The organism is Streptomyces sp. NPDC006430 (assembly GCF_040612395.1).
In the GTDB taxonomy this organism is placed as follows: domain Bacteria; phylum Actinomycetota; class Actinomycetes; order Streptomycetales; family Streptomycetaceae; genus Streptomyces.
This window is the reverse complement of record NZ_JBEXQA010000006.1, coordinates 263,568-289,541: the sequence shown is the minus strand read 5'-3', so window position 1 is coordinate 289,541 and position 25,974 is coordinate 263,568. Positions and strand designations below refer to the sequence as shown.

Here is a 25,974-nt window from a genome sequence, read left to right as displayed (position 1 = left end):
AGCCCGCCGCACCGCGGGGTTACGGCAGGTGTCGTCGCATGGCGCGGTGCGGGATGCCGGCGTCCTCGAACTCCGGGCCGTAGGCCTCGTAGCCCAGCCGCTCGTCGGAGGCGACGAGCCGGACCTCGAAGGCCGCGGCGACGGTCACTCGCTCTCGGCCCGGATCACGTCCAGCGCGTGCTGGAGGTCGGCCGGGTAGCCGCTCTCGAACTCCACCCACTGGCCGTCGGAGGGGTGCTCGAAGCCGAGGCGGACCGCGTGCAGCCACTGCCGGGTCAGCCCCAGCCGCTTGGCGACGGTCGGATCGGCTCCGTAGGTCAGGTCGCCCACGCAGGGGTGCCGGTGGGCGGACATGTGCACGCGGATCTGGTGCGTACGTCCGGTCTCCAGCTTGATGTCCAGCAGCGACGCGGCGCGGAAGGCCTCGATGAGGTCGTAGTGGGTGACCGAGGGCTTGCCCTCCTGGGTCACGGCCCACTTGTAGTCCGCACTCGGGTGACGGCCGATCGGCGCGTCGATGGTGCCGCTCATCGGGTCCGGGTGCCCCTGTACGAGCGCGTGGTAGCGCTTGTCCACGACCCGCTCGCGGAACTGGTTCTTCAGCGAGGTGTACGCGCGCTCCGACTTCGCGACCGCCATCAGGCCGGACGTGCCGACGTCGAGCCGGTGCACGATGCCCTGGCGCTCGGCCGCGCCGGAGGTGGAGATGCGGTAGCCGGCGGCGGCGAGGCCGCCGATCACGGTGGTGCCGGTCCAGCCGGGGCTCGGGTGGGCGGCGACGCCCACCGGCTTCATGATGACCACGACGTCGTCGTCATCGTGGATGATCTCCATGCCCGGGACGGGCTCGGCGACGATCTCGACCGGCCGCGGCGGCGCGGGCATCTCGACTTCGAGCCAGGCGCCGCCGTGCACGCGCTCGGACTTCCCGACGACGCTGCCGTCGACCGACACCTTCCCCGCGGCAGCGAGCTCGGCCGCCTTCGTCCGGGAAAAACCGAACATACGGGCGATGGCGGCGTCGACGCGCTCGCCTTCGAGGCCATCGGGAACGGGCAGGGTGCGGATCTCGGGAATCGTACTCACCTGTCGAGTATGCAGGACTCGACGGCGGAGCCGATCCGCGCTCGGTGCTCGACGGGTGCGCGAACCGTGCGCGAACGCCGTGCGATCAGTCCTTGTGGACCGTGCCGTCCGGGTCGAGGCCCTTGAACGACAGCAGCACGATCAGGATGCCGCCGCACACGATCGCCGAGTCCGCGAGGTTGAAGACGGCGAAGTGGGCGGGTGCGATGAAGTCGACGACGGCCCCCCGGAAGACGCCCGGGGAACGGAAGATGCGGTCGGTGAGATTGCCCAGCGCACCGCCCAGCAGCAGGCCCAGCGCGATCGCCCACGGCAGGCTGTACAGCTTGCGGGCCAGCCGCACGATCACCACGATCACGGTGGCCGCGATGCAGGTGAAGATGATCGTGAAGGCCTCGCCGAAGCCGAAGGCAGCGCCCGGGTTGCGGATCGCCTCGAACTTCAGCAGGTCGCCGACGATCCTGATCGGCGGCTCGTGCTCCAGCTTCGCGACGACCAGCATCTTGCTGCCGAAGTCGAGCAGGTAGGCGAGCAGTGCGACGACGAGCAGCGCGATGATCCGCCGACGCCCCTTGGGCTCGACGGACTCCGGCTGGGCGCCGTCCCCGACCTCCGGCGTACCGATGATGCTCTCCGCCTCTGCCACGTGAGTCCCTCGAAGTAGCTCGAACCAGGTTGCCGACGACACAGCACTGCCAGGTTCCTGGACCCTGACGAAACACGAGAGTACGTCAGGGTCCCCCCGCGGCGCCGCCCGGCCCGTCACGGTGGTACGGCCCCGGGGGGCGCACCCGCCCCGCCCCGGGACCGGCCCTGGGGGTCCCGGCCCGCCGGGACCGCCGCCGGGACCCTAGTGCCGCCGCTCCTGCTTCTGCTTGCAGTCCACGCACAGCGTCGCCCGCGGGAAGGCCTGCATCCTGGCCTTGCCGATGGGCTGACCGCAGTTCTCGCAGAGCCCGTACGTGCCCGTGTCCAGCCGCTCCAGGGCCCGCTCGGTCTGCTGAAGCATCTCGCGGGCGTTGGCGGCGAGAGCCAGCTCGGACTCCCGGGTGATGTTCTTGGTACCCGTGTCCGCCTGATCGTCGCCCGCGCCGTCGCCGGAGTCCCGCATGAGGCCCGTGATGGCCTCGTCGGACGCGTGCAGCTCGGCGCGCAGCCGCAGTACCTCGCCCTCCAGCTCGGCCCGCGCCTCGGCGACCTCCACGGGGGTCCAAGGGTCCTCTCCAGGCCGTACGGCGAGTTCGCCGGGCTCCGCGGGCGCCGCGATCCGGACCTTGGGCAGCCCACTGGTGGCGGCCTCGGCCGTCTTCCTGGCCCTGCCGGTACTCTTCTTGGCAACCACTTTCCGGGCTCCCGTCTGTTGCGCGGCCTGCGCCGCCCCCTCGGCCTCGGCCGCTTTGGCCGCGGTCGTCTTCTTGACGCCGGTCGCCTTCTTGGCGGCCGTCTTCTTGGCGGCCGCCTTCTTCACGGCCGTCGTGTTCACGGCCGAGGTCTTCTTGGCCGAGGCCTTACCGTCGGCCTTCACGACCGACGACTTCCTGGCGGGCACCTTCCCGGCCGCCCTCGTGGTGGCCGCCGCCGCGGCTGCCGACTTCGTGGTCGCCTTCCGGGCCGGAGCGGCCCCTTCGGCCGCCTTCGCCTTCCCAGCGGCCTTCTCGACAGCCTTCTCGGCAGTTCTCCCGGCGGTCTTTTTCGCCACCATGGCCGCGGCCCCTTCACATACTGTGATCTTGCTCGCGCATCGTGCCGGAACGATAAATCGGCTCCGGCCTCGCGGCAACGGGGCACGCGTCCATCGATGCCGACCTGCATCCGTTGTGCCCAGCGGGGAGCTTGGTAATCCGCCCCATCCGTCACACCGGAGCCCGAACCGGCCCGTCAGGCCGTTCGGGTCACTCCCGCGACCCCGCAGGTGCACCGCTCCGCGCCCCGCCGAGGATCCCGCCGAAGGCCCGGCCGCAAACCCCACCGGGGGCCGCGCCGCCACAGCCGTAAACGGTTCTGCCGCGCGTGCCCCCGCCCCGTACACTGGGCCCAGCGAAAGGCACGGACGGGGACGAGTAGCGTCGGACGCAGCCATGAGCGACCCGGGGACGGTGAGAGCCCGGGGGCGAGCGCGATGCGAAGGATCACCCCTGAGCCGCCGGAAGAAAGCCGTCACGGGCCCCCACGGGGCCCGCACCGGCAAGTAGAACCGGCTTCGCACCCCAATGAGGGGGCCGCCGGACCCGTCCGGAGGCCAAGGAGGGTGGTACCGCGGGAGCCGTTCGCGCTCTCGTCCCTCCGGACGGAAGTGACACCCCGCCGGAGGAAGAGTTCAGCCTCATGACCACACCGCCGCAGTACCGCCCGGTCCCCGCCCAGGTCGACCTGCCCGCCCTCGAACACGCCGTTCTCGACTTCTGGCGCGAGAACAAGACCTTCGCCAAGACCCTGGAGCAGTCCGAGGGACGCCCCGAGTGGGTCTTCTACGAAGGCCCGCCGACCGCGAACGGCATGCCCGGCGCGCACCACATCGAGGCCCGCGTCTTCAAGGACGTCTTCCCCCGGTTCCGCACCATGCGCGGCTACCACGTGGCCCGCAAGGCCGGCTGGGACTGCCACGGCCTGCCCGTCGAGCTCGCCGTCGAGAAAGAGCTCGGCTTCAACGGCAAGCAGGACATCGAGGCCTACGGCATCGCAGAGTTCAACGCCAAGTGCCGCGAGTCCGTGACCCGCCACACCGACGCGTTCGCCGAGCTCACGACCCGCATGGGCTACTGGGTGGACCTGGACGACGCGTACCGGACCATGGACCCCGAGTACGTCGAGTCCGTGTGGTGGTCGCTCAAGGAGATCTTCAACAAGGGCCTGCTGGTCCAGGACCACCGGGTCGCCCCCTGGTGCCCGCGTTGTGGCACCGGCCTGTCCGACCACGAGCTGGCCCAGGGCTACGAGACGGTCGTCGACCCGTCGGTCTTCGTCCGCTTCCCGCTGACCTCCGGCCCCCTGGCGGGCGAGGCGTCGCTGCTGGTCTGGACGACGACCCCCTGGACCCTGGTCTCCAACACCGCCGTGGCGGCCCACCCCGAGGTCACCTACGTCGTGGCGACCGACGGCAGGGAGAAGCTGGTCGTCGCCCAGCCGCTGCTGGAGAAGGCACTCGGCGAAGGCTGGGAGGTCACCGGCGAGACCTTCACCGGCAAGGAGATGGAGCGCTGGACCTACCAGCGCCCCTTCGAGCTCGTGGAATTCCCCGCCGAGGCCCACTACGTCGTGAACGCCGAGTACGTCACGACCGAGGACGGCACCGGTCTGGTCCACCAGTCCCCCGCCTTCGGCGCCGACGACCTCGCGGTCTGCCGCGCGTACGGTCTGCCGGTCGTGAACCCGGTCCGCCCCGACGGCACCTTCGAGGAGGAGGTCCCGCTGGTCGGCGGCGTCTTCTTCAAGAAGGCCGACGAGAAGCTGACCGCCGACCTCGACGCGCGCGGCCTGCTCTTCAAGCACATCGCGTACGAGCACAGCTACCCGCACTGCTGGCGCTGCCACACCGCGCTCCTCTACTACGCGCAGCCGTCCTGGTACATCCGCACCACCGCCGTCAAGGACGCGATGCTGCGGGAGAACGAGAAGACGAACTGGTTCCCCGAGTCGGTCAAGCAGGGCCGCTTCGGCGACTGGCTGAACAACAACATCGACTGGGCGCTGTCCCGCAACCGCTACTGGGGCACCCCGCTCCCGATCTGGCGCTGCGAGGAGAACCACCTCACGTGCGTGGGCTCGCGCGCCGAACTGAGCGAGCTGTCCGGACGGGACCAGTCCGGCCTGGACCCGCACCGCCCGTACATCGACGACGTCACCTTCGCCTGCACGGCCGAGGGCTGCTCGCTCGAAGCCGTCCGCGTCCCCGAGGTCATCGACGCCTGGTACGACTCGGGCTCGATGCCGTTCGCGCAGTGGGGCTACCCGTACAAGAACAAGGAGATCTTCGAGAAGCGCTATCCGGCGCAGTTCATCTCGGAGGCCATCGACCAGACGCGTGGGTGGTTCTACACGCTGATGGCGGTCGGCACGCTCGTCTTCGACAAGTCGTCGTACGAGAACGTGGTGTGCCTCGGCCACATCCTCGCCGAGGACGGCCGCAAGATGTCCAAGCACCTGGGCAACATCCTCCAGCCCATCCCGCTGATGGACCAGCACGGCGCGGACGCGGTGCGCTGGTTCATGGCGGCCGGCGGCTCCCCCTGGGCGGCGCGGCGCGTGGGCCACGGCACGATCCAGGAAGTCGTCCGCAAGACGCTCCTGACCTACTGGAACACGGTCGCCTTCCAGGCGCTGTACGCCCGCACGTCGAACTGGGCCCCGTCGGCGGCCGACCCGGCACCGGCGGACCGCACCGTCCTGGACCGCTGGCTGCTCTCGGAGCTGCACACGCTGACCTCCGAGGTCACGGACGCGATGGAGTCGTACGACACCCAGCGCGCCGGCAAGCTCCTGTCCTCCTTCGTGGACGACCTCTCGAACTGGTACGTGCGCCGCTCCCGCCGCCGCTTCTGGCAGGGTGACGCCTCGGCCCTGCGCACCCTCCACGAGGTCGTGGAGACGGTCACCCGGCTGATGGCCCCGCTGACCCCGTTCATCACGGAGCGGGTCTGGCAGGACATGATCGTCCCGGTCACCCCGGACGCCCCGGAGTCCGTCCACCTGTCGTCGTGGCCCACGGCGGACACCGCGGCGGTGGACCCGGTCCTCTCCCAGCAGATGCTGCTGGTCCGCCGGTTGGTGGAGCTGGGCCGTGCCACGCGTGCGGAGTCGGGCGTCAAAACCCGCCAGCCGCTCTCCCGGGCCCTGGTCGGCGCGGCCGGCTTCGACGCACTGTCTGCCGAGCTCCGGTCCCAGATCACGGAGGAGCTGAACGTCTCCTCCCTGGCCTCCCTCTCGGAGGTCGGCGGTTCGCTGGTGGACACGACGGCGAAGGCGAACTTCCGGGCGCTGGGCAAGCGCTTCGGCAAGGGCGTCCAGGACGTCGCGAAGGCGGTGGCCGCGGCCGACGCGGCGGCGCTGTCCCTGGCCCTGCGCTCGGGCACGGCCACGGTCGAGGTGAACGGCGAGTCGGTGGCCCTCACCCCGGAGGAGGTCATCATCACGGAGACCCCGCGCGAGGGCTGGTCGGTGGCGTCCGACTCCGGCGCGACGGTCGCCCTCGACCTGGAGATCACCCCGGAGCTGCGGCTGGCCGGGCTGGCGCGTGACGCGATCCGCCTGATCCAGGAGGCACGGAAGAACTCCGGCCTGGACGTGGCGGACCGGATCGCCCTGCGCTGGTCCTCGGCGGACCCGGAGGTCGTGACGGCCCTGACGGACCACGCGGCGCTGATCGCGGACGAGGTGCTGGCCACCGACTTCGCGGCGGGCGAGGCGGACGCCGCGTACGGCGACCCGTTCACGGACGAACCCCTCGGCCTGACGTTCCGCCTCCGCAAGGCGTAACCCGGGCCCCGGCGGCCCGCACCTCCCGGCGAGGGAGGTGCGGGCCGCTTCGTTTCTCCCGCCCCGGCCTTCCCCCTCCTCGCCCTCCGTCCGCGGGACACCCCACCCGGGCTCGGCCCGGACCCGGGTATGGGAACGGGCCGGGCCCGGTGCCCCCGAAGGGGAACCGGGCCCGGCCCGTGAAACGACTGCCGACCGAGGCGGCGGGCGCCTAGTTGTCGTCCTCGTCGATCAGGAAGCCCCGCATCGGCGAGGGCGCCTGCATCGGCTGCGGCGCAGCCGGCCGCACCGGAGCCATCGGCTGCGTCATGGCGGGAGACATCTGCTGCTGGCCACCGTACGAGGGGCCGCCCATCGGGGACGGGCCACCCATCGGCGAGGGGCCGCCCATCGGCGACGGTGCGCCCATCGACGGGTTGCCCATCGAGTGGCCCATCGCGCCGGCCGGAGCCATCGACGGCGTGGGCGACGGCGGCAGGGCCGGACCGGCCGGGTTGCGCGGCGGGGCCAGGGAGTCGTCGGCCTGGGTTTCGAGCTGGCGCAGCTGCGACTCCAGGTAGGACTTCAGACGCGTACGGTACTCACGCTCGAAGCCCCGCAGGTCCTCGACCTTGCGCTCCAGCGTGGCGCGGGCGGACTCCAGGGAGCCCATCGCGACGCGGTGCTTCTCCTGGGCGTCCCGCTCCAGCGCGTCGGCCTTGGCGCGGGCGTCCCGCTCCAGGCCCTCGGCGCGGCTGCGCGCCTCGCCGACGATCTTGTTGGCCTCGGAGCGGGCCTCCGCGATCGCCTGGTCCGCGGTCTGCTGCGCCAGCGACAGGACGCGGGCGGCGCTGTCTCCACCGGGGCCCTGCTGCGGGAGCTGCGGCTGCTGCATCTGCTGCATCTGCTGGCCCATGGGCTGCATCTGCTGGCCCATCGGCTGCATCTGCTGCCCCATGGGCTGCATCTGGCCGAGCGGGTTCTGGCCACCCATGGACTGCTGGCCCATCTGCTGCTGGCCGCCCATGGTGTGCATGGGGCCGCCCATCGGGCCCGGGCCGCCCGGACCCTGCGGTCCGTGTCCGCCGGGGCCGGCCGGAAGCTGCGGCTGGCCGCCCGGCAGCTGCGGCGGCCCCATCTGCGGCGGGCCCTGCTGCGCCGGCGGGCCGGATATGGCCGCGGGCACGGGGGCACCGGGCCCTCGCTGGTCCTGGGGTTCCGGCTTGCGCATGCCCTGCTGCTGCTGGTTCTGCGCGGCGGCACGCGTGGCGGCGGCCAGCTTGGCGCGCAGGTCCTCGTTCTCGCGCAGCAGGCGCGTCAGTTCGGACTCGACCTCGTCGAGGAAGGCATCGACCTCGTCCTCGTCATAGCCTTCTCGGAGGCGGACGGTCGTGAACTGCTTGTTCCGCACGTCCTCGGGAGTCAGCGGCATGTCTTCTTCACCTCTACGTAGTCGTCGGCAGTCGGCAAGACCGTATCGGGACTGTCCCCGCGCGCGCGGAGAAGCTCATCGTTCACACGCTTCTCGCAGCGGTGCTCACGAAACTGATGAGGATGTAAACGATGATCATCAGAACAAAGAAGGACAGGTCGAGTGCCACGCCCCCGAGACGCAACGGCGGGATGAATCGCCGGAGAAGCTTGAGCGGTGGGTCGGTGACAGTGTAGGTCGCCTCCAGGACGACCACCATCGCCTTGCCGGGTGTCCATGAACGTGCGAACTGGAAGACGTAGTCCATCACCAGTCGGAAGATCAGCACGATAAGGAAGCACATCAGCGCGATGTAGACCACCTGCAGTGCGACGCCCATCCCGCGCTTCCCTCTCCCCTGCTCTCACCTGTTCCCGGCCCCGTGTCTGACGGATCGGTCTAGCTTTGGTTGAAGAACCCGCCCTCCGCGATGCGGGCCTTGTCCTCCGCCGTGACATCGACGTTAGCAGGCGACAGCAGGAACACCTTCTGTGTCACTCGTTCAATACTGCCGTGCAGACCGAAGACGAGGCCGGCCGCGAAGTCGACAAGTCGCTTCGCATCCGTGTCGTCCATCTCCGTGAGGTTCATGATCACCGGAGTGCCCTCACGGAAGTGTTCCCCGATGGTACGGGCCTCGTTGTAGGTCCGGGGGTGCAGCGTCGTGATGCGGTACGGCTCCCGCTCGGAGACGACCTTGGGCATGATCACGGGGGCGTTCTTCTCCAGGTTCGAGCGTTCAGGTGTGATGGATGCCACGGGGGCGATTCGCGCAGGACGTCCGTTTTCCGCCGGCAATGGGATGGGTTCCCGTTGCGCCGGAGGCTGCGCGACTCGCGGCGGTTCGTCCGTTACGGGTGGTTGGTGCACGGGCTGCTGGCGCCGGCGATCCCGCTCCGGTTCCGGCTCGGGCTCGAACTCGTCGTCGGGGTCGTACCCCGGGTTGTCGTACCGGTCGTCCTCCACGAGGCCGAGGTAGACCGCCATCTTGCGCATCGCGCCGGCCATTCTCTGAGTCCTCCGCTCTGTGGTGGATCGCCCTGTCGCAGGTGTGTCGCTGTGTCACCAAAGTCACCAACTGCCCGCGATCCACGTGGTCTGTCCGCCCACCGGCGGGAATGACCATATTTTCTGCTGTGGTCCGACTTTCTTCGCGACGTTACCCGAGCCGGGGTCTCGCGCCGAGTACCGCAGTGCCGACGCGTACATGTGTCGCACCGGCCGCAACGGCCTGTTCCAGGTCTGCACTCATCCCGGCCGACACCATCGTGGCAGCCGGATGGTCCACGCGCAGCCGGGATGACAATTCCACCAACCGCTCGAAAGCGGCCTGTTCGCGCCCCGCGTAGGGCCCGGCCAGCGGTGCCACCGTCATCACGCCGTCGATCCGCAGTCCCGGCGCCCCGGCCACGAGGTCCGCGAGTTCGGCGAGCTGGTCGGGAGCGGCTCCGCCACGGGACCCGCGCTCCCCGGACTCGGCGTCGAGGGCGATCTGCACGAGGCAGCCGAGTTCGCGCCCGGCGCCCTGCGCGGCCGCCGAGAGCGCCGTGACGAGCTTCGGCCGGTCGACCGACTGCACCACGTGCGCATATCCCGCCACGGAACGGACTTTGTTCGTCTGCAACTGGCCCACGAAGTGCCAGCTGAGCGGCAGATCCGCACAGGCCGCGGCCTTGGGGGCGGCGTCCTGGTCCCGATTCTCCGCAACATGACGGACCCCCAGGTCCGCCAGCAGTCGTACGTCGCTCGCGGGGTAGGTCTTGGTGACCACGATGAGGGTCACCTCCTCCCGCCCCCGCCCCGCAGCCGCGCACGCGGACGCGATGCGTTCCTCCACCCGCGCCAGGTTCTCCGCGAGTTCCGACTTACGATCCGTCATTGATTCTTTCCTACCGGGGGTCCGGGGGTCGCCCCCCGGGAAGGCACAGCGCCCAACCAGACATATCCGGCAAGCCGCCCGGTCACCCGGTCGCGGCGGTACGAGAAGTGGTCCCGCGACTCCAGTGTGCAGACCGGCGAACGGTGCAGGTTCACCACCCCCGCCTCCGCAAGCTGCGCGTGCACTCCGGCGACCACGTCGACGGACGGCGTCCCCCAACTCGTCTCGCCGCGAGCGGCCGGTACCGCCTCGGCGACCGCGTCCCGCATCTCGGCCGGCACTTCGTAGCAGCGCCCGCAGATCGCGGGGCCGGTACGGGCGATGATCCGCCCGGGCTCCGCCCCGAGGGCGACCATCGCCTCGACGGCGGCGGGCACCACCCCGGCGACCAGTCCGGGGCGCCCGGCGTGCGCCGCGGCGGCGACCCCGGCGACGGGGTCGGCCAGCAGCACCGGTGTGCAGTCCGCAGTGAGCACCGCGAGGGCGAGCCCCCGCCGGGCGGTCACCACGGCGTCCACCGCCGGGAGATCGGCGCCGGCGCCCCAGGGCTCGGAGACCACGGCCACGTCACGGCCGTGGACCTGGTTCATCCAGACCACGCGGGTCGGGTCGATGCCCAGGGCCCCGGCCGCGATCGCCCGGTTCGCGAGAACGGCGGCGGGGTCGTCTCCGACCGCTCCGCCGAGGTTGAGCTCCTCGTACGGAACGGCGCTCACCCCGCCCCACCGGTCGGTGAAGGCGAAATGCGCGCCGCTCTCGATGTGCTGCCCCAGCGTCACTTCAAGAAGTCCGGAACATCCAGTTCCTCGGCCGGGCTGTCCTGGTACGGCCGGGCCGTGGGAACCTGCGGCGCGGGGGACTCGACCGGGGCGGGAACCGTCTCGACCGGGGCCGGGGGCTCCTCGCGCGGGGTGACCGTACCCAGTCCGCCGAAGGCCGGACGCACCGGCTCGGCCGCGCGGACCGGCGCCGGAGCCGGCTCCTCGCGCTTGGTGGACGCGGCGCCGATGACGTTGTCCCGGCGGGCCGGGGGCTGTCCGCCGTCGAACCCGGCCGCGATGACGGTGACCCGCACCTCGTCGCCGAGCGCGTCGTCGATGACGGCGCCGAAGATGATGTTCGCCTCGGGGTGGGCGGCCTCGCTGACCAGCTGTGCCGCCTCGTTGATCTCGAAGAGACCGAGGTCCGAGCCGCCGGAGATGGAGAGCAGCACGCCACGGGCGCCGTCGATGGACGCCTCCAGGAGCGGCGAGGAGATCGCCATCTCGGCGGCGGCCACCGCGCGGTCGTCGCCACGGGCCGAGCCGATGCCCATGAGGGCCGAGCCGGCCTCGGACATCACGGACTTGACGTCGGCGAAGTCGAGGTTGATCAGACCCGGGGTGGTGATGAGGTCGGTGATGCCCTGGACACCCGAGAGCAGGACCTGATCGGCCGACTTGAAAGCGTCCAGGACCGATACCTGGCGGTCCGAGATGGACAGCAGTCGGTCATTGGGGATGACGATGAGGGTGTCGACCTCTTCGCGGAGCTCGGCGATGCCGTCCTCCGCCTGGTTCGCGCGGCGCCGACCCTCGAAGGTGAACGGCCGGGTGACCACACCGATCGTCAGGGCTCCGAGCGAGCGCGCGATGTTGGCGACGACGGGTGCGCCGCCGGTGCCGGTGCCGCCGCCCTCGCCGGCGGTGACGAAGACCATGTCGGCCCCCTTGAGGACCTCCTCGATCTCCTCGCGGTGGTCCTCTGCCGCCTTGCGACCGACTGCCGGGTTGGCGCCGGCGCCGAGGCCCCGGGTGAGTTCACGGCCGACGTCGAGCTTGACGTCGGCGTCGCTCATCAACAGCGCCTGGGCGTCCGTGTTGATGGCGATGAACTCGACGCCCTTGAGACCGACCTCGATCATTCGGTTGATGGCATTGACACCACCGCCGCCGACACCGATGACCTTGATGACTGCGAGGTAGTTCTGCGGTGCTGCCACGTCGAAGGCCTCTCGCCTCGAGTTACGTGTCGCCGCCTCGCGGGCCTGCGTTGCGACGACTGATGCCGAAATATGGGACGGTCCGAACGCGCCGACCCGAACCCTAACCCTGAAGTTTAGGGTTAAGTATGTGTCTGTTCCTTGGACTCTCCCGAACAGGACACTAAGTCGACAAGTAGCGCGTGTTCAACGAACACGCCGAACCTCCCGTTTTTCTTTTCACCCTATGTGATCACCCGTATCGGTGGCCAACCAGGGTGCGTCGCTGTTCGACTCGACGTCAACTCCCGGACACCGCAGGGGCGGTGGGGACGCTCACATCAAAGTGCGCAGCCTTGGGCGCGGCTTTCAACAGGGCGGTCAGGGCGCGCCCCTTCGCCTCGCCCTGCTCTCCGCTCCCCCACACCACCGTCCGACCACGGGTCAACTCCAGTACGACCGAGTCGTACGACCCCACCTTGACCTGCACGGTCTCCTTCGCGACCGCCTCTGGGAGGTCCCCAGCGATGCCCACAGCCTCGTGCAGCAGCCGCTCCTCGTCGAAGCGACGGCCGCTCGGTGACTGTGCTGCGGACAATTCGAGGACCGGAACGCTGGCCGGTGCTTTCGCAACCGTGTCGAATCGCACACCCGAAGCGTCCACTTCGACGAACTTGGCGTCCTTTTTGATGAGCAGGACGGGTTTGCGCTCCGTCACCTTCAGCCCGATTCCATGCGGCCAGGCGCGCACCACGTCGACCGAATCGACACGGGGCAGCCGGCTGCGGACCCGGCCGGCGATCTCGTCGGTGTCCACGCTCGCCAACGGGGCGCCGACGGGTACCTCCGCAGCGGCGAGCACCTGTTCGGGGGTCAGCACCTTCGTTCCGCTCGCGGTCGCCTTCTCGACCCGGAGCCAGGAGGAGCCGTAGAGCACCCAGCTCCCGCCCCCGACGAGGACCACGGCTGCCGTGAGGGGGACCAGGACGGGGCCCCGGAGCAAACGCCGGACGAGGCGTTGCAGACCGGGGCCTCGCGGGCCGGATCCCTTCGACGACCGGGGCGGCTCGGGAGAGCCGGAACCCTTGCCCTTCCGGGCGGACCCGGAACTGCCTCGCTGTGCGGTCGTCGCTCCGGCCACTCCTGTGCCTCCTGCGTCAGTGCTCCCCGCGTCAGCGGGCCTTGTGGGCGGCGATCGCCTCGTACACCATCGCGACCAACAGCTCGTCGGCGTCCCGCCGGCCGAACTCGGCGGCGGCGCGGGACATCTCGTACAGGCGGTGCGGGTCGGCGAGTACCGGAAGGACCTGGTTGAGCACCCACTCGGGCGTCAGTTCCGCGTCGTCGACGAGCAGGCCGCCGCCGGCCTTGACCACCGGCTGGGCGTTGAGCCGCTGTTCGCCGTTGCCGATCGGCAGCGGGACGTAGGCGGCGGGCAGCCCGACGGCGGAGAGTTCGGCGACGGTCATCGCGCCCGCACGGCACAGCATCATGTCGGCGGCGGCGTACGCGAGATCCATCCGGTCCACGTACGGTACCGGCACATACGGCGGCATCCCGGGCATGTTGTCGACACGCGGCAGTTCGTTCTTCGGGCCCACCGCGTGCAGGATCTGGATCCCGGAGCGCTGGAGGGTCGGAGCGATCTGCTGGATGGTCTCGTTGAGGCGGCGGGCGCCCTGCGAGCCGCCGGAGACCAGCAGGGTCGGCAGGTTGGGGTCCAGACCGAACGCGGCGCGCGCCTCCGGGCGGACCGCGGCCCGGTCCAGGGTGGAGATGCTGCGGCGCAGCGGGATGCCCACGTAGCGGGCGCCGCGCAGCTTGCTGTCGGGGGTGGAGACCGCGACGGCGTAGGCGTAGCGGGAGCCGATCTTATTGGCCAGTCCCGGCCGAGCGTTGGCCTCGTGGACGATGATCGGCACGCCGAGCCGCTTGGCGGCGAGGTAGCCGGGCAGGGCCACGTAGCCGCCGAAGCCGACGACGCAGTCGGCCTTGGTGCGCTCCAGGATCTCCTCGGCGGCCTTGATCGTGCCGCGCAGCCGCCCGGGGACGGTGATCAGCTCTGGGGTGGGCTTGCGGGGCAGCGGGACGGCGGGGATCAGCCCCAGCTCATAGCCACGCTCGGGCACCAGACGGGTTTCGAGCCCGCGCTCCGTGCCGAGGGCGGTGATGCCCACGGAAGGGTCCTGCCTGCGCAGGGCGTCCGCGAGGGCGAGCGCCGGCTCGATGTGGCCGGCGGTCCCCCCACCGGCGAGTACGACATGCACCGAAATTCACCGCTCTCCGGACGGACGCCTCTTGACGCTCCGTCTCATCGATTTCCATCTCTGCCCGGTCCGCTTCCAACCTGCCTTCGGCTGGCGCATCGCGAGCGCCGCGCGCGCCGCCGGCTCCTCCCGCGCGAACGCGATGAGCAGTCCGACCGCGAACATCGTCGGCAGCAGCGCGGAACCTCCGTACGAGAACAGCGGGAGCGGGACTCCGGCGATCGGCAGCAGACCGAGCACCGCACCGATGTTGATCACGGCCTGGGCCGTGATCCAGGTGGTCACGCCTCCCGCGGCATAGCGTACGAAGGAGTCCTCCGTGCGTCCGGCCACGCGGATACCCGCATAGCCTAGAGCCGCGAACAGGGCGAGCACCGACAGCGTCCCTGCCAGACCCAGTTCCTCCCCGGTGATGGCGAAGATGAAGTCCGTGTGGGCTTCCGGCAGTTGCCCCCATTTTTCCACACTTGCACCCAGGCCGGAACCGAACCATCCGCCGGATGCGAGGGCATAGATGCCGTGCACGGCCTGCCAGCACAGGTCGTTCTTGCCGGGTTCCGTCGCGCCGATGCAGGCGAGCCGGTCCATCCGGTGCGGGCTGGTCTTGATCAGCAGTGCGACGATCACACCCGCGAAGGCCAGCACCGCCACGAACATCCGCGTCGGGGCGCCCGCCAGCCACAGCAGGCCGAACAGGATGGCTCCGAGGATCATCGCGGTGCCCATGTCCCCACCCAGCATGATCAGCCCGAGCAGCAGGAAGGCCACCGGGACCAGCGGCACCAGCAGGTGCTTCCACTGGCTCAGCAGCTCCTTGTCGCCCTTGCGGGCCAGCAGGTCGGCTCCCCACAGGATCAGAGCCAGCTTGCCGAACTCACTGGGCTGGAGCATGAACGGACCACCAAGGGAGATCCAATTCTGGTTGCCGTTGATCGCCACTCCTATCCCGGGCACCTGCACCAGGACCATCAGGAACAGGGTTCCTGCCAGCACGGGATAGGACAGGGCCCGGTGCAGTTTGACCGGCATCCGGGAGGCGAGCAGCAGCAGAACGGTGCCGATCAGAGCGGCCAGGAACTGCTTCTTGAAGAAGTACGCGTCGCCCAGGCCCAGCTGGAGCGCCTTGATCATCGAAGCCGAGTAGACCATCACCAGGCCGAGCACCGTGATGAGCATCGAACTGCCGAAGATCAGGTAATACGCAGTGAGGGGACGGTCCCATGCCTTACGCAACTGCCGCTGCGTACGCCGGAACCGGTCCAGGGGCCCGCGTCCGGCAGGCCGCTTCGCGCCCCCCGCCGGACGTCTGCGGCCCTGCGCCCTGACCGCTTTCGCGGCCTTGGCGGACTTGACGGCCTTCACGGCGGACGGCCGCCGCCCGGGCAGCATTTGCTTGGCCGGCATCTGTGACCTTCCCCTCCACTCGTACGAGGCGAGCAGCCGGTCGGGGAGGACTCGCCGACCTGAGAACGGGCCAGCCGGACCTACGCGCTCTCGGCGGTCAGCTCGCGCACCGCGTCCGCGAATGCGTCCCCGCGCTTGTTGTAGTTCGCGAACATGTCCATCGAGGCACAGGCCGGTGCCAGCAGAACCGTGTCGCCGGGCTCGGCGAGCCGGGCCGCTTCCCGGACCGCTGCGAGCATCGCCCCAGTGTCGGTCCGGTCGAGGTCGACGACCGGGACCTCGGGGGCGTGTCGCGCCAGCGCCTCGGCGATCAGCGCCCGGTCGGCGCCGATCAGCACCACCCCGCGCAGCCGCTTCGCCGACTTCTGTACCAGCTCGTCGAAGGTCGCGCCCTTGGCGAGACCGCCGGCGACCCACACGACGGGCTCGAAGGCCGCGAGGGAAGCCTCGGCGGCGTGGGTGTTGGTGGCCTTGGAGTCGTCGACGTAGGTGACTCCCGCTACCTCGCCCACGTGCGCGACGCGGTGCGCGTCGGGGCGGAAGTCGCGCAGACCGTCTCGGACCGCGCGCGGCTCGACGCCGAAGGCGCGGGCCAGGGCCGCCGCCGCGAGGGCATTGGCGATGTTGTGCGGGGCGGGCGGATTGACGTCCTTGACCTCGGCGAGCTCCTGGGCGTTCTTGTGCCGGTCCGCCACGAAGGCGCGGTCGACGAGGATGCCGTCGACGACGCCGAGCATCGAGGGGCCGGGGGCGCCGAGGGTGAAGCCGATCGCCCGGCAGCCCTCCTCGACGTCGGCTTCCACGACCAGGGCCTCGGTGGCCGGGTCCGCGACGTTGTAGACGCAGGCCACCGTGTTGCCCTCGTAGATCCGGCCCTTGTCGGCGGCGTACGCCTCCATGGAGCCGTGCCAGTCGAGATGGTCCGGTGCCAGGTTGAGCACGGCCGCCGAGTGGGCGCGCAGCGAGGGCGCCCAGTGCAGCTGGTAGCTGGAGAGTTCGACGGCGAGCACGTCGTACGTCTCCTCGCCGAGCACCACGTCGATGATCGGGGTGCCGATGTTGCCGACGGCCGCGGTCCTCAGGCCGGCGGCCCTCAGGATCGACGCGAGCATCTGCGTGGTGGTGGTCTTGCCGTTCGTGCCGGTGATCGCCAGCCATGGCGCAGGCTCCCGGCGGGGCGCACCCGCTGCGGCCTCGCCGGACCGCGCTGCGCGCAGGTCGGCACCGACGTCACGCAGGAGCCAGGCGATCTCGACGTCGCCCACGACGTCCACGCCGGCTGTGGCCGCCGCCGCGAAGAGCGGGCTGTCGGGCTTCCAGCCCGGCGAGGTGACCACGAGGTCGGTGCCCTCGGGCAGGGTCTTCGCATCCGCGAGGCGTACGGAGATGCCCAGCTCGCCGAGTTCGGCGGCGCGGGCGCGGTGGCCCTCGCTGTCGCCGCCGTCCACGACGGTGACGGATGCGCCGAGGCCGGCCAGGGCGCGGGCGGCACTGATGCCGCTCACGCCGAGACCGGCGACGGTGATGTTCTTGCCCTGCCAGGAGGTCACTTGTCCGCTGCCCATCCCGCGTAGAAGAGTCCGAGGCCGACGATCACGCACATGCCCTGGATGATCCAGAACCGGACCACCACGAGGACTTCGGACCACCCCTTGAGTTCGAAGTGGTGCTGGAGCGGCGCCATCCGGAAGACGCGCTTCCCGGTGAGCTTGAAGGAGCCGACCTGGATGACGACCGACATGGTGATCAGGACGAAGAGGCCGCCGAGGAGCGCGATCAGGAACTCCGTGCGGGAGCAGATCGCGAGACCGGCGAGCGCGCCGCCGAGGGCCAGCGAGCCGGTGTCGCCCATGAAGATCTTGGCGGGCGAGGTGTTCCACCACAGGAAGCCGAAGCAGGCGCCCATCAGCGCGGAGGCGACGATCGCGAGGTCCAGCGGATCGCGCACCTCGAAGCAGGCGTTCGGGTTGGTCAGGTCCAGGGCGTTGGCGCAGGACTCCTGGAACTGCCAGACGCCGATGAAGGTGTAGGCACCGAAGACCATGACGGCGGCGCCGGTTGCCAGGCCGTCCAGACCATCCGTCAGGTTCACGCCGTTGGACATCGCCAGGATCATGAACAGGGCCCAGACCACGAACAGCACCGGGCCGATCGACCAGCCGAAGTCCGTGACGAACGACAGCTTGGTCGAGGCCGGGGCGTTGCCGCGGACGTCCTTGAACTGGAGCGCGAGCACGGCGAAGGCGATGCCGACGATCAGCTGGCCGGCCATCTTGGCCTTCGCCCGCAGACCCAGGGAACGCTGCTTGACGATCTTGATGTAGTCGTCCAGGAAGCCGACCAGGCCCATGCCCGCCATCAGGAACAGCACCAGCACGCCGGAGAAGGTCGGCTGACTGCCGGTGATCACCTTCGTCAGCGCGTACGCGACGAGGGTGGCCAGGATGAAGGAGATGCCGCCCATGGTGGGCGTGCCCTTCTTCCCGGCGTGGCCGCGCGGGCCGTCGTCACGGATGAACTGGCCGTAGCCCTTGCGGGCCAGCCCCTTGATCAGGAGCGGCGTTCCAATGACGGTCAGGAACATGCCGATGACACCGGCGAACAGGATCTGCCTCATCGGTCGGCAACCTCGCCCTCGCGCTCCAGCAACGCCAGCGCGACCCGCTCCAGGCCGACCGACCTGGATGCCTTCACCAGCACGACGTCACCCGGGCGCAGTTCACTGCGCAACAGGTCGACCGCCGCCTGCGCGTCGGACACGACCACCGACTCCTCACCCCACGAACCCTCGTTATATGCGCCCAGTTGCAGCCAGGACGCTTCCCTGCCCCCGACTGCGACGAGCTTGCTCACGTTGAGCCGGACGGCAAGCCGTCCCACCGCATCGTGCTCGGCCAACGATGCGTCCCCGAGCTCGGCCATGGGACCGAGCACCGCCCACGTACGTCCCCCGTCGGCCCTGGCGGCACCGCCCATCGCGGCAAGTGCGCGCAGGGCGGCCCGCATGGACTCGGGATTCGCGTTGTAGGCGTCGTTGACGATCGTCACGCCGTCCGCCCGCTCGGTGACCTCCATGCGCCACCGGGACAAGGTGCCCGCTTCGGAGAGCGCGGTGGCGATCTCCTCGACGGACATGCCCAGTACATGGGCCACGGCGGCCGCGGCGAGCGCGTTCGACACGTGGTGCTCACCGTACAGGCGCAAGGTCACTTCGCCGCACCCGGTGGGTGTGTGGAGTGTGAAGGAGGGTTGTCCCGCAGGCGTCATACGGACTTCGGTGGCCCGTACTTCGGCGTCCTCGGCCTCGCCGAAGAGCACCGTACGGGCCTTCGTCCGGGCGGACATCGCCCGCACCAGCGGGTCGTCGGCGTTGAGGACGGCGACCCCGCCGTCCGACTCGGCCGGCAGGGCCTCGACCAGCTCGCCCTTGGCCCGGGCGATCTGCTCCCGGCCGCCGAACTCGCCGATGTGCGCGGTGCCGACGTTGAGGACGAGTCCGATGCGCGGCGGTGTCAGGTCGGTGAGGTAGTCGATGTGCCCGATGCCGCGGGCGCCCATCTCCAGTACCAGGTGCCGGGTTTCCTCGGTGGCGCGCAGCGCGGTGAGCGGCAGGCCGATCTCGTTGTTCAGGGAACCCGGCGTCCACACGGTGGGTGCGTGCGCCTGGAGCACCTGGGCGATGAGGTCCTTGGTGGAGGTCTTGCCGGCGGAACCGGTCAGGGCCACCACGTCGGTGCCGAGGCGTTCGACGACGGCTCGGGCGAGGGCACCGAGCGCCTTCTCGACGTCGGCGACGACGATCGCGGGTACGCCGACGGGCCGGGCTGCGAGCACGGCCGCGGCGCCGGATGCGACGGCGCGCTCGGCGTAGTCGTGGCCGTCGACGTGCTCACCGACGAAGGCGGCGAACAGGCTGCCGGCCTCCACCTGGCGGGAGTCGATGACGACGGGACCGGTGATCCGCACGGATGGATCCGGTATGTCGTGGGGCCGCCCGCCGGTGATGTCGGCGATCTCGGCGAGGGAGAGGGCGATCACTGGTTCACCTCGGCCTGTCGGACGTTGACGTGGTCTGCGGGCACGGCCTGCCGTGCCTCGATCGCGGCACGGAGCACCGCGCGGTCGTCGAAGGGGCGTACGACACCCGCGGTGTCCTGGCCCTGCTCGTGGCCCTTGCCGGCCACCAGCACGGTGTCGCCGGGCTCGGCGCGTGCGATGGCCGCGGCGATCGCCGCGGCTCGGTCGGCGTCGACGAGGACGACGGCCCGCTCGGCGGGCGGTACGGACACGGCGCCTTCGAACATCGCGGCGAGGATCGCGAGGGGGTCCTCGGAGCGCGGGTTGTCCGAGGTCAGCACGGCGGTGTCGGCGAACCGGGCAGCCGCGGCGCCCATCGGGGCGCGCTTGGTGGTGTCCCGGTCGCCGCCGCAGCCGAGCACGATGTGCAGCTTGCCGGTGGTGACCTCGCGCAGTGCGCGCAGCACCGATTCGACGGCGTCCGTCTTGTGCGCGTAGTCGACGACGGCGAGGTAGGGCTGGCCCGCGTCCACCCGCTCCAGCCGGCCGGGGACCCCGGGGACCGCGGCGACGCCGTCGGCGGCGGCCTGCGGGTCGAGGCCGGCGGCGGCGAGCGTGACGATCGCGGCGAGGGTGTTGGCCACGTTGAACGGCCCGGGCAGCGGGGCGGTGGCCCGGACGCGCTGCCCGTCCGGACCCAGCACGGTCAGCGTGGAGTCCATCTGCCCGAAGACGACGTCCTCGGCACGCCAGTCGGCGGCCGGGTCTCCGGTGGCGGAGAAGGTGACCACCGGGATCGTCGCCTCCTTGGCGAGGCGGCGGCCGTACTCGTCGTCGACGTTGACCACGCCGAGGCGGGCACGACGCTCGGTGAAGAGCTGTGCCTTGGCCTGGAAGTAGTCCTCCATGTCCGAGTGGAACTCCATGTGTTCCGGGCTCAGGTTGTTGAAGACGGCGACGTCGAAGACGCAGCCGTCGACCCGGCCGAGCACCAGGGCGTGGCTGGAGACCTCCATGGCGACGGCCTCGACGCCGCGTTCGCGCATGACCGCGAAGAGGGCCTGGAGGTCGGTGGCCTCGGGGGTGGTCCGCTCCGACTTGATGCGCTCGTCGCCGATGCGCATCTCGACGGTGCCGACGAGTCCGGTGCTGCGTCCGGCCCCGCGCAGACCGCCCTCGACGAGGTACGCCGTGGTGGTCTTGCCGGAAGTGCCGGTGATGCCGAGCTGCAGCAGGCCCTCGCCCGGGTGCCCGTAGATCGTGGCGGCGAGCTCCCCCATCCGGGCGCGCGGGTCGGCGACGGCGAGGACGGGCAGGCCCGTCGCGGCCGCGCGGGGGGCGCCCGCCGGGTCGGTCAGGACGGCCGCGGCGCCGAGTGCAGCCGCCTGCGCCGCGAAGTCGGCGCCGTGCAGCTTGGCGCCGGGCAGGGCCGCGTACAGGTCACCGGGGCGCACCGCACGGGAGTCGTGCGTGATGCCGGTGATCTGCGGCTGCGGCGCGGCGTCCGGGCCGGCGACGTCGGTGCCCAGCAGGGTGGCCAGCTCGCCCAGGGGGATCGGGCGGGCGGACACGGGCCGGGGCGCTCCCGGCGGCGCTGCCGGGGCGTCTTTCTGGGCGGTTCTGGGCTGATCAGCGTGAGGCACGGCGGTGAGCGTACCGGGCGCGGCGGCCGGCCCGCGAAGCGAGGGCCCGGCCGTGGAGCCGGCGGCCGATTGGTTCCCGGGTTTCGGGGTGATCGTTGTCACTGATGGTGCCTCACGGTTCTCTGGCGGGCCGAAGGGGCGGCCGGGTCACTGGCCGGGCTGCGGGCTGGACGGTGCGGCGGGCTATTGGGCGGGCTGCGGGGCTGTGTCGAAGGTGACCGGGAGTCCGGCGGGTGCGCTTCCCGTGGGGGCGATCTGGAGGGTCTTGAGGGCGAACTCCATGACCTTCTTGTAGATCGGGCCGCAGATCTGGCCCCCGAAGTAGCTGCCCTTGGTGGGGTTCTGGATGGCGCAGTAGACGGTGATGCGCGGGCTGTCGGCGGGTGCGAAGCCGGCGAAGGAGGCGGTGTAGCCCTTGTAGCGGCCGGTGGCCGGATCCACTCGGTTGGAGGTGCCGGTCTTGCCGCCGACCCGGTAGCCGGGGATGCGGGCCTTGGTGCCGGTTCCCTCTTGGTCGTCGACCACCGACTCAAGCATCTCGGACAGGGCCTTGGCGGTCTCGTGGCTGATCACGCGGGTCTGCTCGGGTGCCGGGGCCGGGGTGAAGCGGCCGTCGGGGCCCTTGCTACCGCGGACGAGGGTGGGGGTGATCCGGACTCCGCCGTTGGCGATCGTCGAGTACACGGAGGCCGCTTGCATGGCGTTGAGCGAGAGGCCCTGGCCGAAAGGGATCGTGTACTGCTGGGAGGTGGACCAGGCCTCCGGCCGGGCCAGGATGCCGCGGGACTCACCCGGGTAGTTCAGGCCGGTGGGCTGGCCGATGCCGAATTTGTTCAGGTAGGAGTAGAGGACCCGGTTGGCCTCGGGCTGGGTGGCGCCGAGCTGGCCGGTGGCCAGGATCGTGCCGATGTTGGAGGACTTGGCGAGGACCCCGTTCAGGGTCAGGTACCAGGTCGGGTGGTCGATGTCGTCCTTGAACAGCCGGTCGCCGCGGTGCAGTCGGTTGGGGACCTCCACGTACGTCTCCGGAGTGGCCTTCTTCTCCTCCAGCACGGCGGCCATCGACATCACCTTGGCGGTGGAGCCGGGCTCGTACACGTCCTGGAGGGCCGCGTTGCCCATGGCGGCGGAGCTGGCCCTGGACAGGTCGTTGGGGTCGAAGCCGGGGGCGTTGGCCATGGCCAGCACCTCTCCGGTGCGGGTGTCCTGGACGATGACGTAGCCGCGGTCGGCCTCGGACTTCTGGACCTGTTCGGTGATGGCGCTCTGCGCCGCCCACTGGATGTCGCGGTCGATGGTCAGCTCGATGTCCTCGCCGGGCACGGCGGGCTTCTCGCTGGATCCGGCGGTGGGCACCCGGCGCCCGCCGGACTGGGCGTACGTGATGGCGCCGTCCTTGCCGGCCAGCTTCTTGTCCAGGGAGGACTCCAGGCCGCCCGCGCCCTTCCCCTCGGCGTTGACGTAGCCCAGTATCCCGGCGGCCAGGTCCCCGCCCGGGTACACGCGCTTGCTGCTGTCCTCGTTGAAGACGCCCGCCAGCACGTTGGCGCCGGGGCCGTTGTTCTTCTTGTCCGCGGCGGCCCTGTCGGCGAAGACCCGCTTGAGGTCCTTGATCTGGTTCCAGACCTGCGGGGTCTGGCGGCGGGCGAGGACGACGTAGCGGGTGTTCTTGGTCTTCAGGAGGGCGGTGAGTTCCTCGGCGTCCTTGCCGAGGATCGGCGCGAGGAGGGCCGCGGCCTGCTCGGGGGCGTCGGGGGCCTTGCTGTCCTGCGGGGTGAACATCTTCGGGTCGGCGGTGATGTCGTACGCGTCGACGCTGGTCGCGAGGGCCACGCCCTTACGGTCGGTGATCTCACCGCGCTCGGCGGCCAGGGTGTAGCTGGCGAAGCGGTTCTCGGAGGCCTTGGCGGAGTAAGCGGAGGCGTCGACGGCCTGCACCTGGAGCAGCCGCACGACGAAGGCGAGCATCACGAGGGTGAGCCCGACGCTGACGAGGCGCAGCCGGGGCTTGGCGCTGCCGAGCCGGATCGTGTGCGGATGCCGTGCGGGGGCGGGCCTGCGGGTCGCGGGCCGGCTCGCCGGCCGGACGCCGGCGGCCCTCGCCCGCTCACCGCCGGGCCTCGGCCGCCCGGGCCCGGGGACCCGGGGGCTCACGCGGCCACCCCCTGCAGGACCGCGACGCCGCTGCCGGCGCCCCCGCCGTACCGCCCTCCGATCGTCGGCGGGGCGCAACGTGCCCGGGTCCGGGCCTGGCCCGGGGGACGCGGGGGCGTTCCCGGCGGTGGTGGGAGGAGGGAGAAGGACGGGGTGGGGAAAGGCCCCGCAGGGGTCCGCGTCACGACGTCACCTTCCGGGAGGCTGGTTGGACTGGGGGGCCGCGCCGGGGGCCGGCTGGCCGCCCTGTGGGGCACCGGCCGGGGCGGAACCCGGGACGTTCTGGGGTGCGGCGGGCTGGCTGGAGCCCGGGGCGCTCTGCGGCGCCGCGGACGGCGCGGTCGTGGCCGGGGGGCCGGCGGGGCTCGGGACGGTCGCGGCGTTCGTCGGGGACGCGGCCGGGGGCGCGGCGGTGGGCGAGGTCGGGGCCGGCGTCTCCGCCGCGGCGGCGGCGCCGGTGACCTTGCCGTCCGGGCCGATGAAGACCGGGCTGCCGCCGGGGACCAGGCCCAGCTCCTGCGCCCGGCGCTGCAACGCGTCCGGCGCCGAGTAGCCGTCCACGTCCCGTTGGAGGGCCTGTTCCTCGTCCGTCAGCGCGGTGGTCTCCTTCTTCAACTTGCTCAGCTGGAAGGAGCCCTGGTTGAGGGCCGAGTTCAGCAGCAACAGGCTGATCAGTCCGCCGGCGAGCAGCGCCACCACGAGCAGGACGAACGGTGTCCGCGCCGCTTGCCCCGAGGGGCCGCGCAGCCGCCCCAGTCCCCCGGCCCTGCTCACAGTCGCGCCTCCCGGATGCGCTCGACCCCGCGGAAACGGGCCGGGGCAGCTCGGCGGTTCTCGGCGATCTCCTCCTCCGTGGGCAGCTCCGCGCCCCGGGTGAGCAGCTTCAGCTTGGGCTGGTACTTCTCGGGGACCACCGGCAGCCCGGGCGGAGCCGTGGAGGCCGCGCCGGCCGCGAAGACCTGCTTGACGAGGCGGTCCTCCAGCGAGTGGTACGAGAGCACCGCGATACGGCCGCCCACGGCGATCCGTTCCACGGCCGCCGGGATCGCCCGCTCCAGGACCGACAGCTCGCCGTTGACCTCGATGCGCAGGGCCTGGAAGGTCCGCTTGGCGGGGTTGCCGCCCGTGCGCTTGGCCGCCTGCGGCAGGGCGTCGCGAATCAGCTCGACCAGGCGCGCGCTGTTCGTGAACGGCTCCTTGTCCCGCTCCCGCACGATCGCCGAGACGATCCGCTTCGCCTGCTTCTCCTCGCCGTACTGGCGCAGGATCCGTACGAGCTCGCCCGGCGGGTAGGTGTTGAGCACCTCGGCGGCACTCATCCCCGTCGTCTGGTCCATCCGCATGTCCAGCGGTGCGTCCTGCGCGTACGCGAACCCGCGGTCGGCCTCGTCGAGCTGCATGGAGGAGACGCCGAGGTCGAAGAGGATGCCCTGGACGGTGGGGGTGCCGAGCCGGTCCAGTACGTCGGGCAGCTCGTCGTAGACGGCGTGGACGAGGGTGGCGCGGTCGCCGAAGGGCGCGAGCCGTTCGCCGGAGAGCCGTAGGGCTTCCTTGTCGCGGTCGAGGCCGATCAGGTGGACTTCGGGGAACCGGGTGAGCAGGGCCTCGCTGTGGCCGCCGAGGCCGAGGGTGCAGTCGACGACGACCGCCCCGGGCCTCTCCAGCGGTGGGGCCAACAGGTCCAGGCACCGCTGGAGCATCACCGGGACATGTCGGGACTCGCTAGTCAAAGCGCCCTCTCAGATAACGGCGCGGCAGGCATACGCCGCGCCGCGCACGCGGAGTGTTACCAGGGGGCCGGGCGGCCGGTCAGGGCCGGGCTCCGGCCGGTTCGCGTCACTTTAGTGCAACGGTCGCCGCGGTCAACGAACCGCCCCGCGCGCCGTGCGCCGCACTCGCACGGAACCCGCAAAAGCCGCGAATCACCCGGATGGCCACCGGCAGCTCACCCCTGTGGGTTAGCTCACAACAAGGACGGTTGACCTTCTTTGTCCACCCTCACTCCATGCCTTTACCGGCGGTGACCATTAACGTCGTAGGCATGACGACTTCCGCATCCCTGCCCGCAGAGTCCACCCCCCAGGCATCCAGCGGCGGCTCCGTCACCGATCGGCTGGTAGCGGCGAACCAGCAGTACGCCGCGGCGTTCACGGACCCGGGCATGGACGCCCGTCCCGTCCTGCACGTAGCCGTCGTGGCCTGTATGGACGCCCGTCTCGACCTGCACGCCGCCCTCGGCCTCGAACTCGGCGACTGCCACACGATCCGCAACGCGGGAGGCGTGGTGACCGACGACACCATCCGCTCCCTCACCATCAGCCAGCGCGCCCTGGGCACCCGCGCGGTGATACTCATCCACCACACCGGCTGCGGCCTCGAAAGCCTGACCGAGGACTTCCGGCACGAGCTTGAGGACGAGGTCGGCCAGCGTCCCGCCTGGGCCGTCGAGGCCTTCCGGGACGTGGACCAGGACGTTCGCCAGTCCATGCAGCGGGTCCGGACGAACCCCTTCCTGCCCCACCGGGACGATGTGCGAGGCTTCGTCTTCGACGTGCACACCGGGCTCCTCAGGGAGATCGATCCCGCCTCGTGAGTGACACAAGGCCGTAACGCCGTCAAGAATGCGAGAAGACGCCACCCGG

At 70.9% G+C, this 25,974-nt stretch carries 21 protein-coding genes and 1 pseudogene; 2 read left to right on the top strand and 20 right to left on the bottom strand.

Annotated features, from left to right (window positions below):
* Positions 1-19: 19 nt before the first annotated feature.
* The 4 genes and pseudogenes from ABZZ20_RS12630 to ABZZ20_RS12615 form a co-directional block, all read right to left on the bottom strand.
* Positions 20-103: pseudogene (locus ABZZ20_RS12630) on the bottom strand (GNAT family N-acetyltransferase); the annotation flags it as partial.
* 41 nt (positions 104-144) lie between these two features.
* On the bottom strand, positions 145-1,086 hold the full coding sequence (locus ABZZ20_RS12625) for an RluA family pseudouridine synthase (protein ID WP_356869390.1): 942 nt from the start codon (positions 1,084-1,086) through the stop codon (positions 145-147).
* 85 nt (positions 1,087-1,171) lie between these two features.
* A complete protein-coding gene (lspA, locus tag ABZZ20_RS12620; RefSeq protein ID WP_356869389.1) occupies positions 1,172-1,732 on the bottom strand; it encodes a signal peptidase II in 561 nt (186 codons plus the stop codon).
* 204 nt (positions 1,733-1,936) lie between these two features.
* On the bottom strand, positions 1,937-2,788 hold the full coding sequence (locus tag ABZZ20_RS12615) for a TraR/DksA family transcriptional regulator (RefSeq protein WP_356869388.1): 852 nt from the start codon (positions 2,786-2,788) through the stop codon (positions 1,937-1,939).
* Between the two features lie 623 nt (positions 2,789-3,411).
* On the opposite strand from ABZZ20_RS12615, the gene ileS reads away from it, so the two are divergent.
* Positions 3,412-6,558 (top strand): isoleucine--tRNA ligase, encoded by a 3,147-nt coding sequence (gene ileS, locus ABZZ20_RS12610; RefSeq protein WP_356869387.1) that lies wholly within the window; start codon positions 3,412-3,414, stop codon positions 6,556-6,558.
* Between the two features lie 211 nt (positions 6,559-6,769).
* Here the strand turns inward: ileS and ABZZ20_RS12605 are convergent, their stop codons facing one another.
* The 16 genes from ABZZ20_RS12605 to rsmH all read right to left on the bottom strand — a co-directional run bounded on the left by ABZZ20_RS12605 (position 6,770) and on the right by rsmH (position 25,062).
* Positions 6,770-7,969 carry a DivIVA domain-containing protein gene (locus ABZZ20_RS12605; protein WP_356869386.1) on the bottom strand — a complete coding sequence of 400 codons (1,200 nt, stop codon included), beginning with the start codon at positions 7,967-7,969 and terminating at the stop codon, positions 6,770-6,772.
* An 82-nt stretch (positions 7,970-8,051) separates the two neighbouring features.
* A complete protein-coding gene (locus tag ABZZ20_RS12600; RefSeq protein ID WP_030155988.1) occupies positions 8,052-8,348 on the bottom strand; it encodes a YggT family protein in 297 nt (98 codons plus the stop codon).
* A 59-nt stretch (positions 8,349-8,407) separates the two neighbouring features.
* Entirely contained in the window at positions 8,408-9,016 is a 609-nt protein-coding gene (gene sepF / locus ABZZ20_RS12595) for a cell division protein SepF (RefSeq protein WP_356869385.1), read from the bottom strand.
* 151 nt (positions 9,017-9,167) lie between these two features.
* A complete protein-coding gene (locus tag ABZZ20_RS12590) occupies positions 9,168-9,887 on the bottom strand; it encodes a YggS family pyridoxal phosphate-dependent enzyme (RefSeq protein ID WP_356869384.1) in 720 nt (239 codons plus the stop codon).
* Complete coding sequence (gene pgeF / locus ABZZ20_RS12585) at positions 9,884-10,666, bottom strand: peptidoglycan editing factor PgeF (RefSeq protein WP_356869383.1); 783 nt, start codon at positions 10,664-10,666, stop codon at positions 9,884-9,886. Before pgeF ends, ABZZ20_RS12590 begins: the two co-directional genes overlap by 4 nt.
* On the bottom strand, positions 10,663-11,868 hold the full coding sequence (gene ftsZ / locus ABZZ20_RS12580; RefSeq protein ID WP_356869382.1) for a cell division protein FtsZ: 1,206 nt from the start codon (positions 11,866-11,868) through the stop codon (positions 10,663-10,665). The genes pgeF and ftsZ overlap by 4 nt, the downstream gene beginning before the upstream one ends.
* Positions 11,869-12,148: 280 nt before the next feature.
* A complete protein-coding gene (locus tag ABZZ20_RS12575; RefSeq protein ID WP_356869447.1) occupies positions 12,149-12,871 on the bottom strand; it encodes an FtsQ-type POTRA domain-containing protein in 723 nt (240 codons plus the stop codon).
* A 148-nt stretch (positions 12,872-13,019) separates the two neighbouring features.
* Complete coding sequence (gene murG / locus ABZZ20_RS12570) at positions 13,020-14,114, bottom strand: undecaprenyldiphospho-muramoylpentapeptide beta-N-acetylglucosaminyltransferase (RefSeq protein WP_356869381.1); 1,095 nt, start codon at positions 14,112-14,114, stop codon at positions 13,020-13,022.
* A 6-nt stretch (positions 14,115-14,120) separates the two neighbouring features.
* Positions 14,121-15,518: a putative lipid II flippase FtsW gene (gene ftsW, locus ABZZ20_RS12565; RefSeq protein WP_356869380.1), complete on the bottom strand. Its 1,398-nt coding sequence runs from the start codon at positions 15,516-15,518 to the stop codon at positions 14,121-14,123.
* A gap of 80 nt (positions 15,519-15,598) precedes the next feature.
* The gene (murD, locus tag ABZZ20_RS12560) at positions 15,599-17,083 is read right to left on the bottom strand and encodes a UDP-N-acetylmuramoyl-L-alanine--D-glutamate ligase (protein WP_356869379.1); all 1,485 of its coding nucleotides are present in this window, start codon (positions 17,081-17,083) and stop codon (positions 15,599-15,601) included.
* Positions 17,065-18,135 (bottom strand): phospho-N-acetylmuramoyl-pentapeptide-transferase, encoded by a 1,071-nt coding sequence (gene mraY, locus ABZZ20_RS12555; protein ID WP_356869378.1) that lies wholly within the window; start codon positions 18,133-18,135, stop codon positions 17,065-17,067. Before mraY ends, murD begins: the two co-directional genes overlap by 19 nt.
* A complete protein-coding gene (gene murF / locus ABZZ20_RS12550) occupies positions 18,132-19,556 on the bottom strand; it encodes a UDP-N-acetylmuramoyl-tripeptide--D-alanyl-D-alanine ligase (RefSeq protein WP_356869377.1) in 1,425 nt (474 codons plus the stop codon). Before murF ends, mraY begins: the two co-directional genes overlap by 4 nt.
* Positions 19,553-21,280, bottom strand: a complete 1,728-nt coding sequence (locus ABZZ20_RS12545; protein WP_356869376.1) for a UDP-N-acetylmuramoyl-L-alanyl-D-glutamate--2,6-diaminopimelate ligase — start codon at positions 21,278-21,280, stop codon at positions 19,553-19,555. The genes murF and ABZZ20_RS12545 overlap by 4 nt, the downstream gene beginning before the upstream one ends.
* Before the next feature lie 81 nt (positions 21,281-21,361).
* On the bottom strand, positions 21,362-23,332 hold the full coding sequence (locus ABZZ20_RS12540) for a penicillin-binding protein 2 (RefSeq protein ID WP_356869375.1): 1,971 nt from the start codon (positions 23,330-23,332) through the stop codon (positions 21,362-21,364).
* 189 nt (positions 23,333-23,521) lie between these two features.
* Positions 23,522-24,106: a hypothetical protein gene (locus ABZZ20_RS12535; protein WP_356869374.1), complete on the bottom strand. Its 585-nt coding sequence runs from the start codon at positions 24,104-24,106 to the stop codon at positions 23,522-23,524.
* Positions 24,103-25,062 (bottom strand): 16S rRNA (cytosine(1402)-N(4))-methyltransferase RsmH, encoded by a 960-nt coding sequence (rsmH, locus tag ABZZ20_RS12530; protein ID WP_356869373.1) that lies wholly within the window; start codon positions 25,060-25,062, stop codon positions 24,103-24,105. Before rsmH ends, ABZZ20_RS12535 begins: the two co-directional genes overlap by 4 nt.
* Before the next feature lie 311 nt (positions 25,063-25,373).
* Here rsmH and ABZZ20_RS12525 point away from each other — a divergent pair, with 311 nt between their 5' ends.
* On the top strand, positions 25,374-25,925 hold the full coding sequence (locus tag ABZZ20_RS12525) for a carbonic anhydrase (protein WP_356869372.1): 552 nt from the start codon (positions 25,374-25,376) through the stop codon (positions 25,923-25,925).
* Positions 25,926-25,974 lie beyond the last annotated feature (49 nt).

Coding starts and splice junctions, on each gene's coding strand:
- ABZZ20_RS12615 (WP_356869388.1), bottom strand. CDS start 2,788: ATGGTGGCGAAAAAGACCGCCGGGAGAACTGCCGAGAAGGCTGTCGAG.
- ileS (WP_356869387.1), top strand. CDS start 3,412: ATGACCACACCGCCGCAGTACCGCCCGGTCCCCGCCCAGGTCGACCTG.
- ABZZ20_RS12605 (WP_356869386.1), bottom strand. CDS start 7,969: ATGCCGCTGACTCCCGAGGACGTGCGGAACAAGCAGTTCACGACCGTC.
- ABZZ20_RS12600 (WP_030155988.1), bottom strand. CDS start 8,348: ATGGGCGTCGCACTGCAGGTGGTCTACATCGCGCTGATGTGCTTCCTT.
- sepF (WP_356869385.1), bottom strand. CDS start 9,016: ATGGCCGGCGCGATGCGCAAGATGGCGGTCTACCTCGGCCTCGTGGAG.
- ABZZ20_RS12590 (WP_356869384.1), bottom strand. CDS start 9,887: ATGACGGATCGTAAGTCGGAACTCGCGGAGAACCTGGCGCGGGTGGAG.
- ftsW (WP_356869380.1), bottom strand. CDS start 15,518: ATGCCGGCCAAGCAAATGCTGCCCGGGCGGCGGCCGTCCGCCGTGAAG.
- murD (WP_356869379.1), bottom strand. CDS start 17,083: ATGGGCAGCGGACAAGTGACCTCCTGGCAGGGCAAGAACATCACCGTC.
- mraY (WP_356869378.1), bottom strand. CDS start 18,135: ATGAGGCAGATCCTGTTCGCCGGTGTCATCGGCATGTTCCTGACCGTC.
- ABZZ20_RS12525 (WP_356869372.1), top strand. CDS start 25,374: ATGACGACTTCCGCATCCCTGCCCGCAGAGTCCACCCCCCAGGCATCC.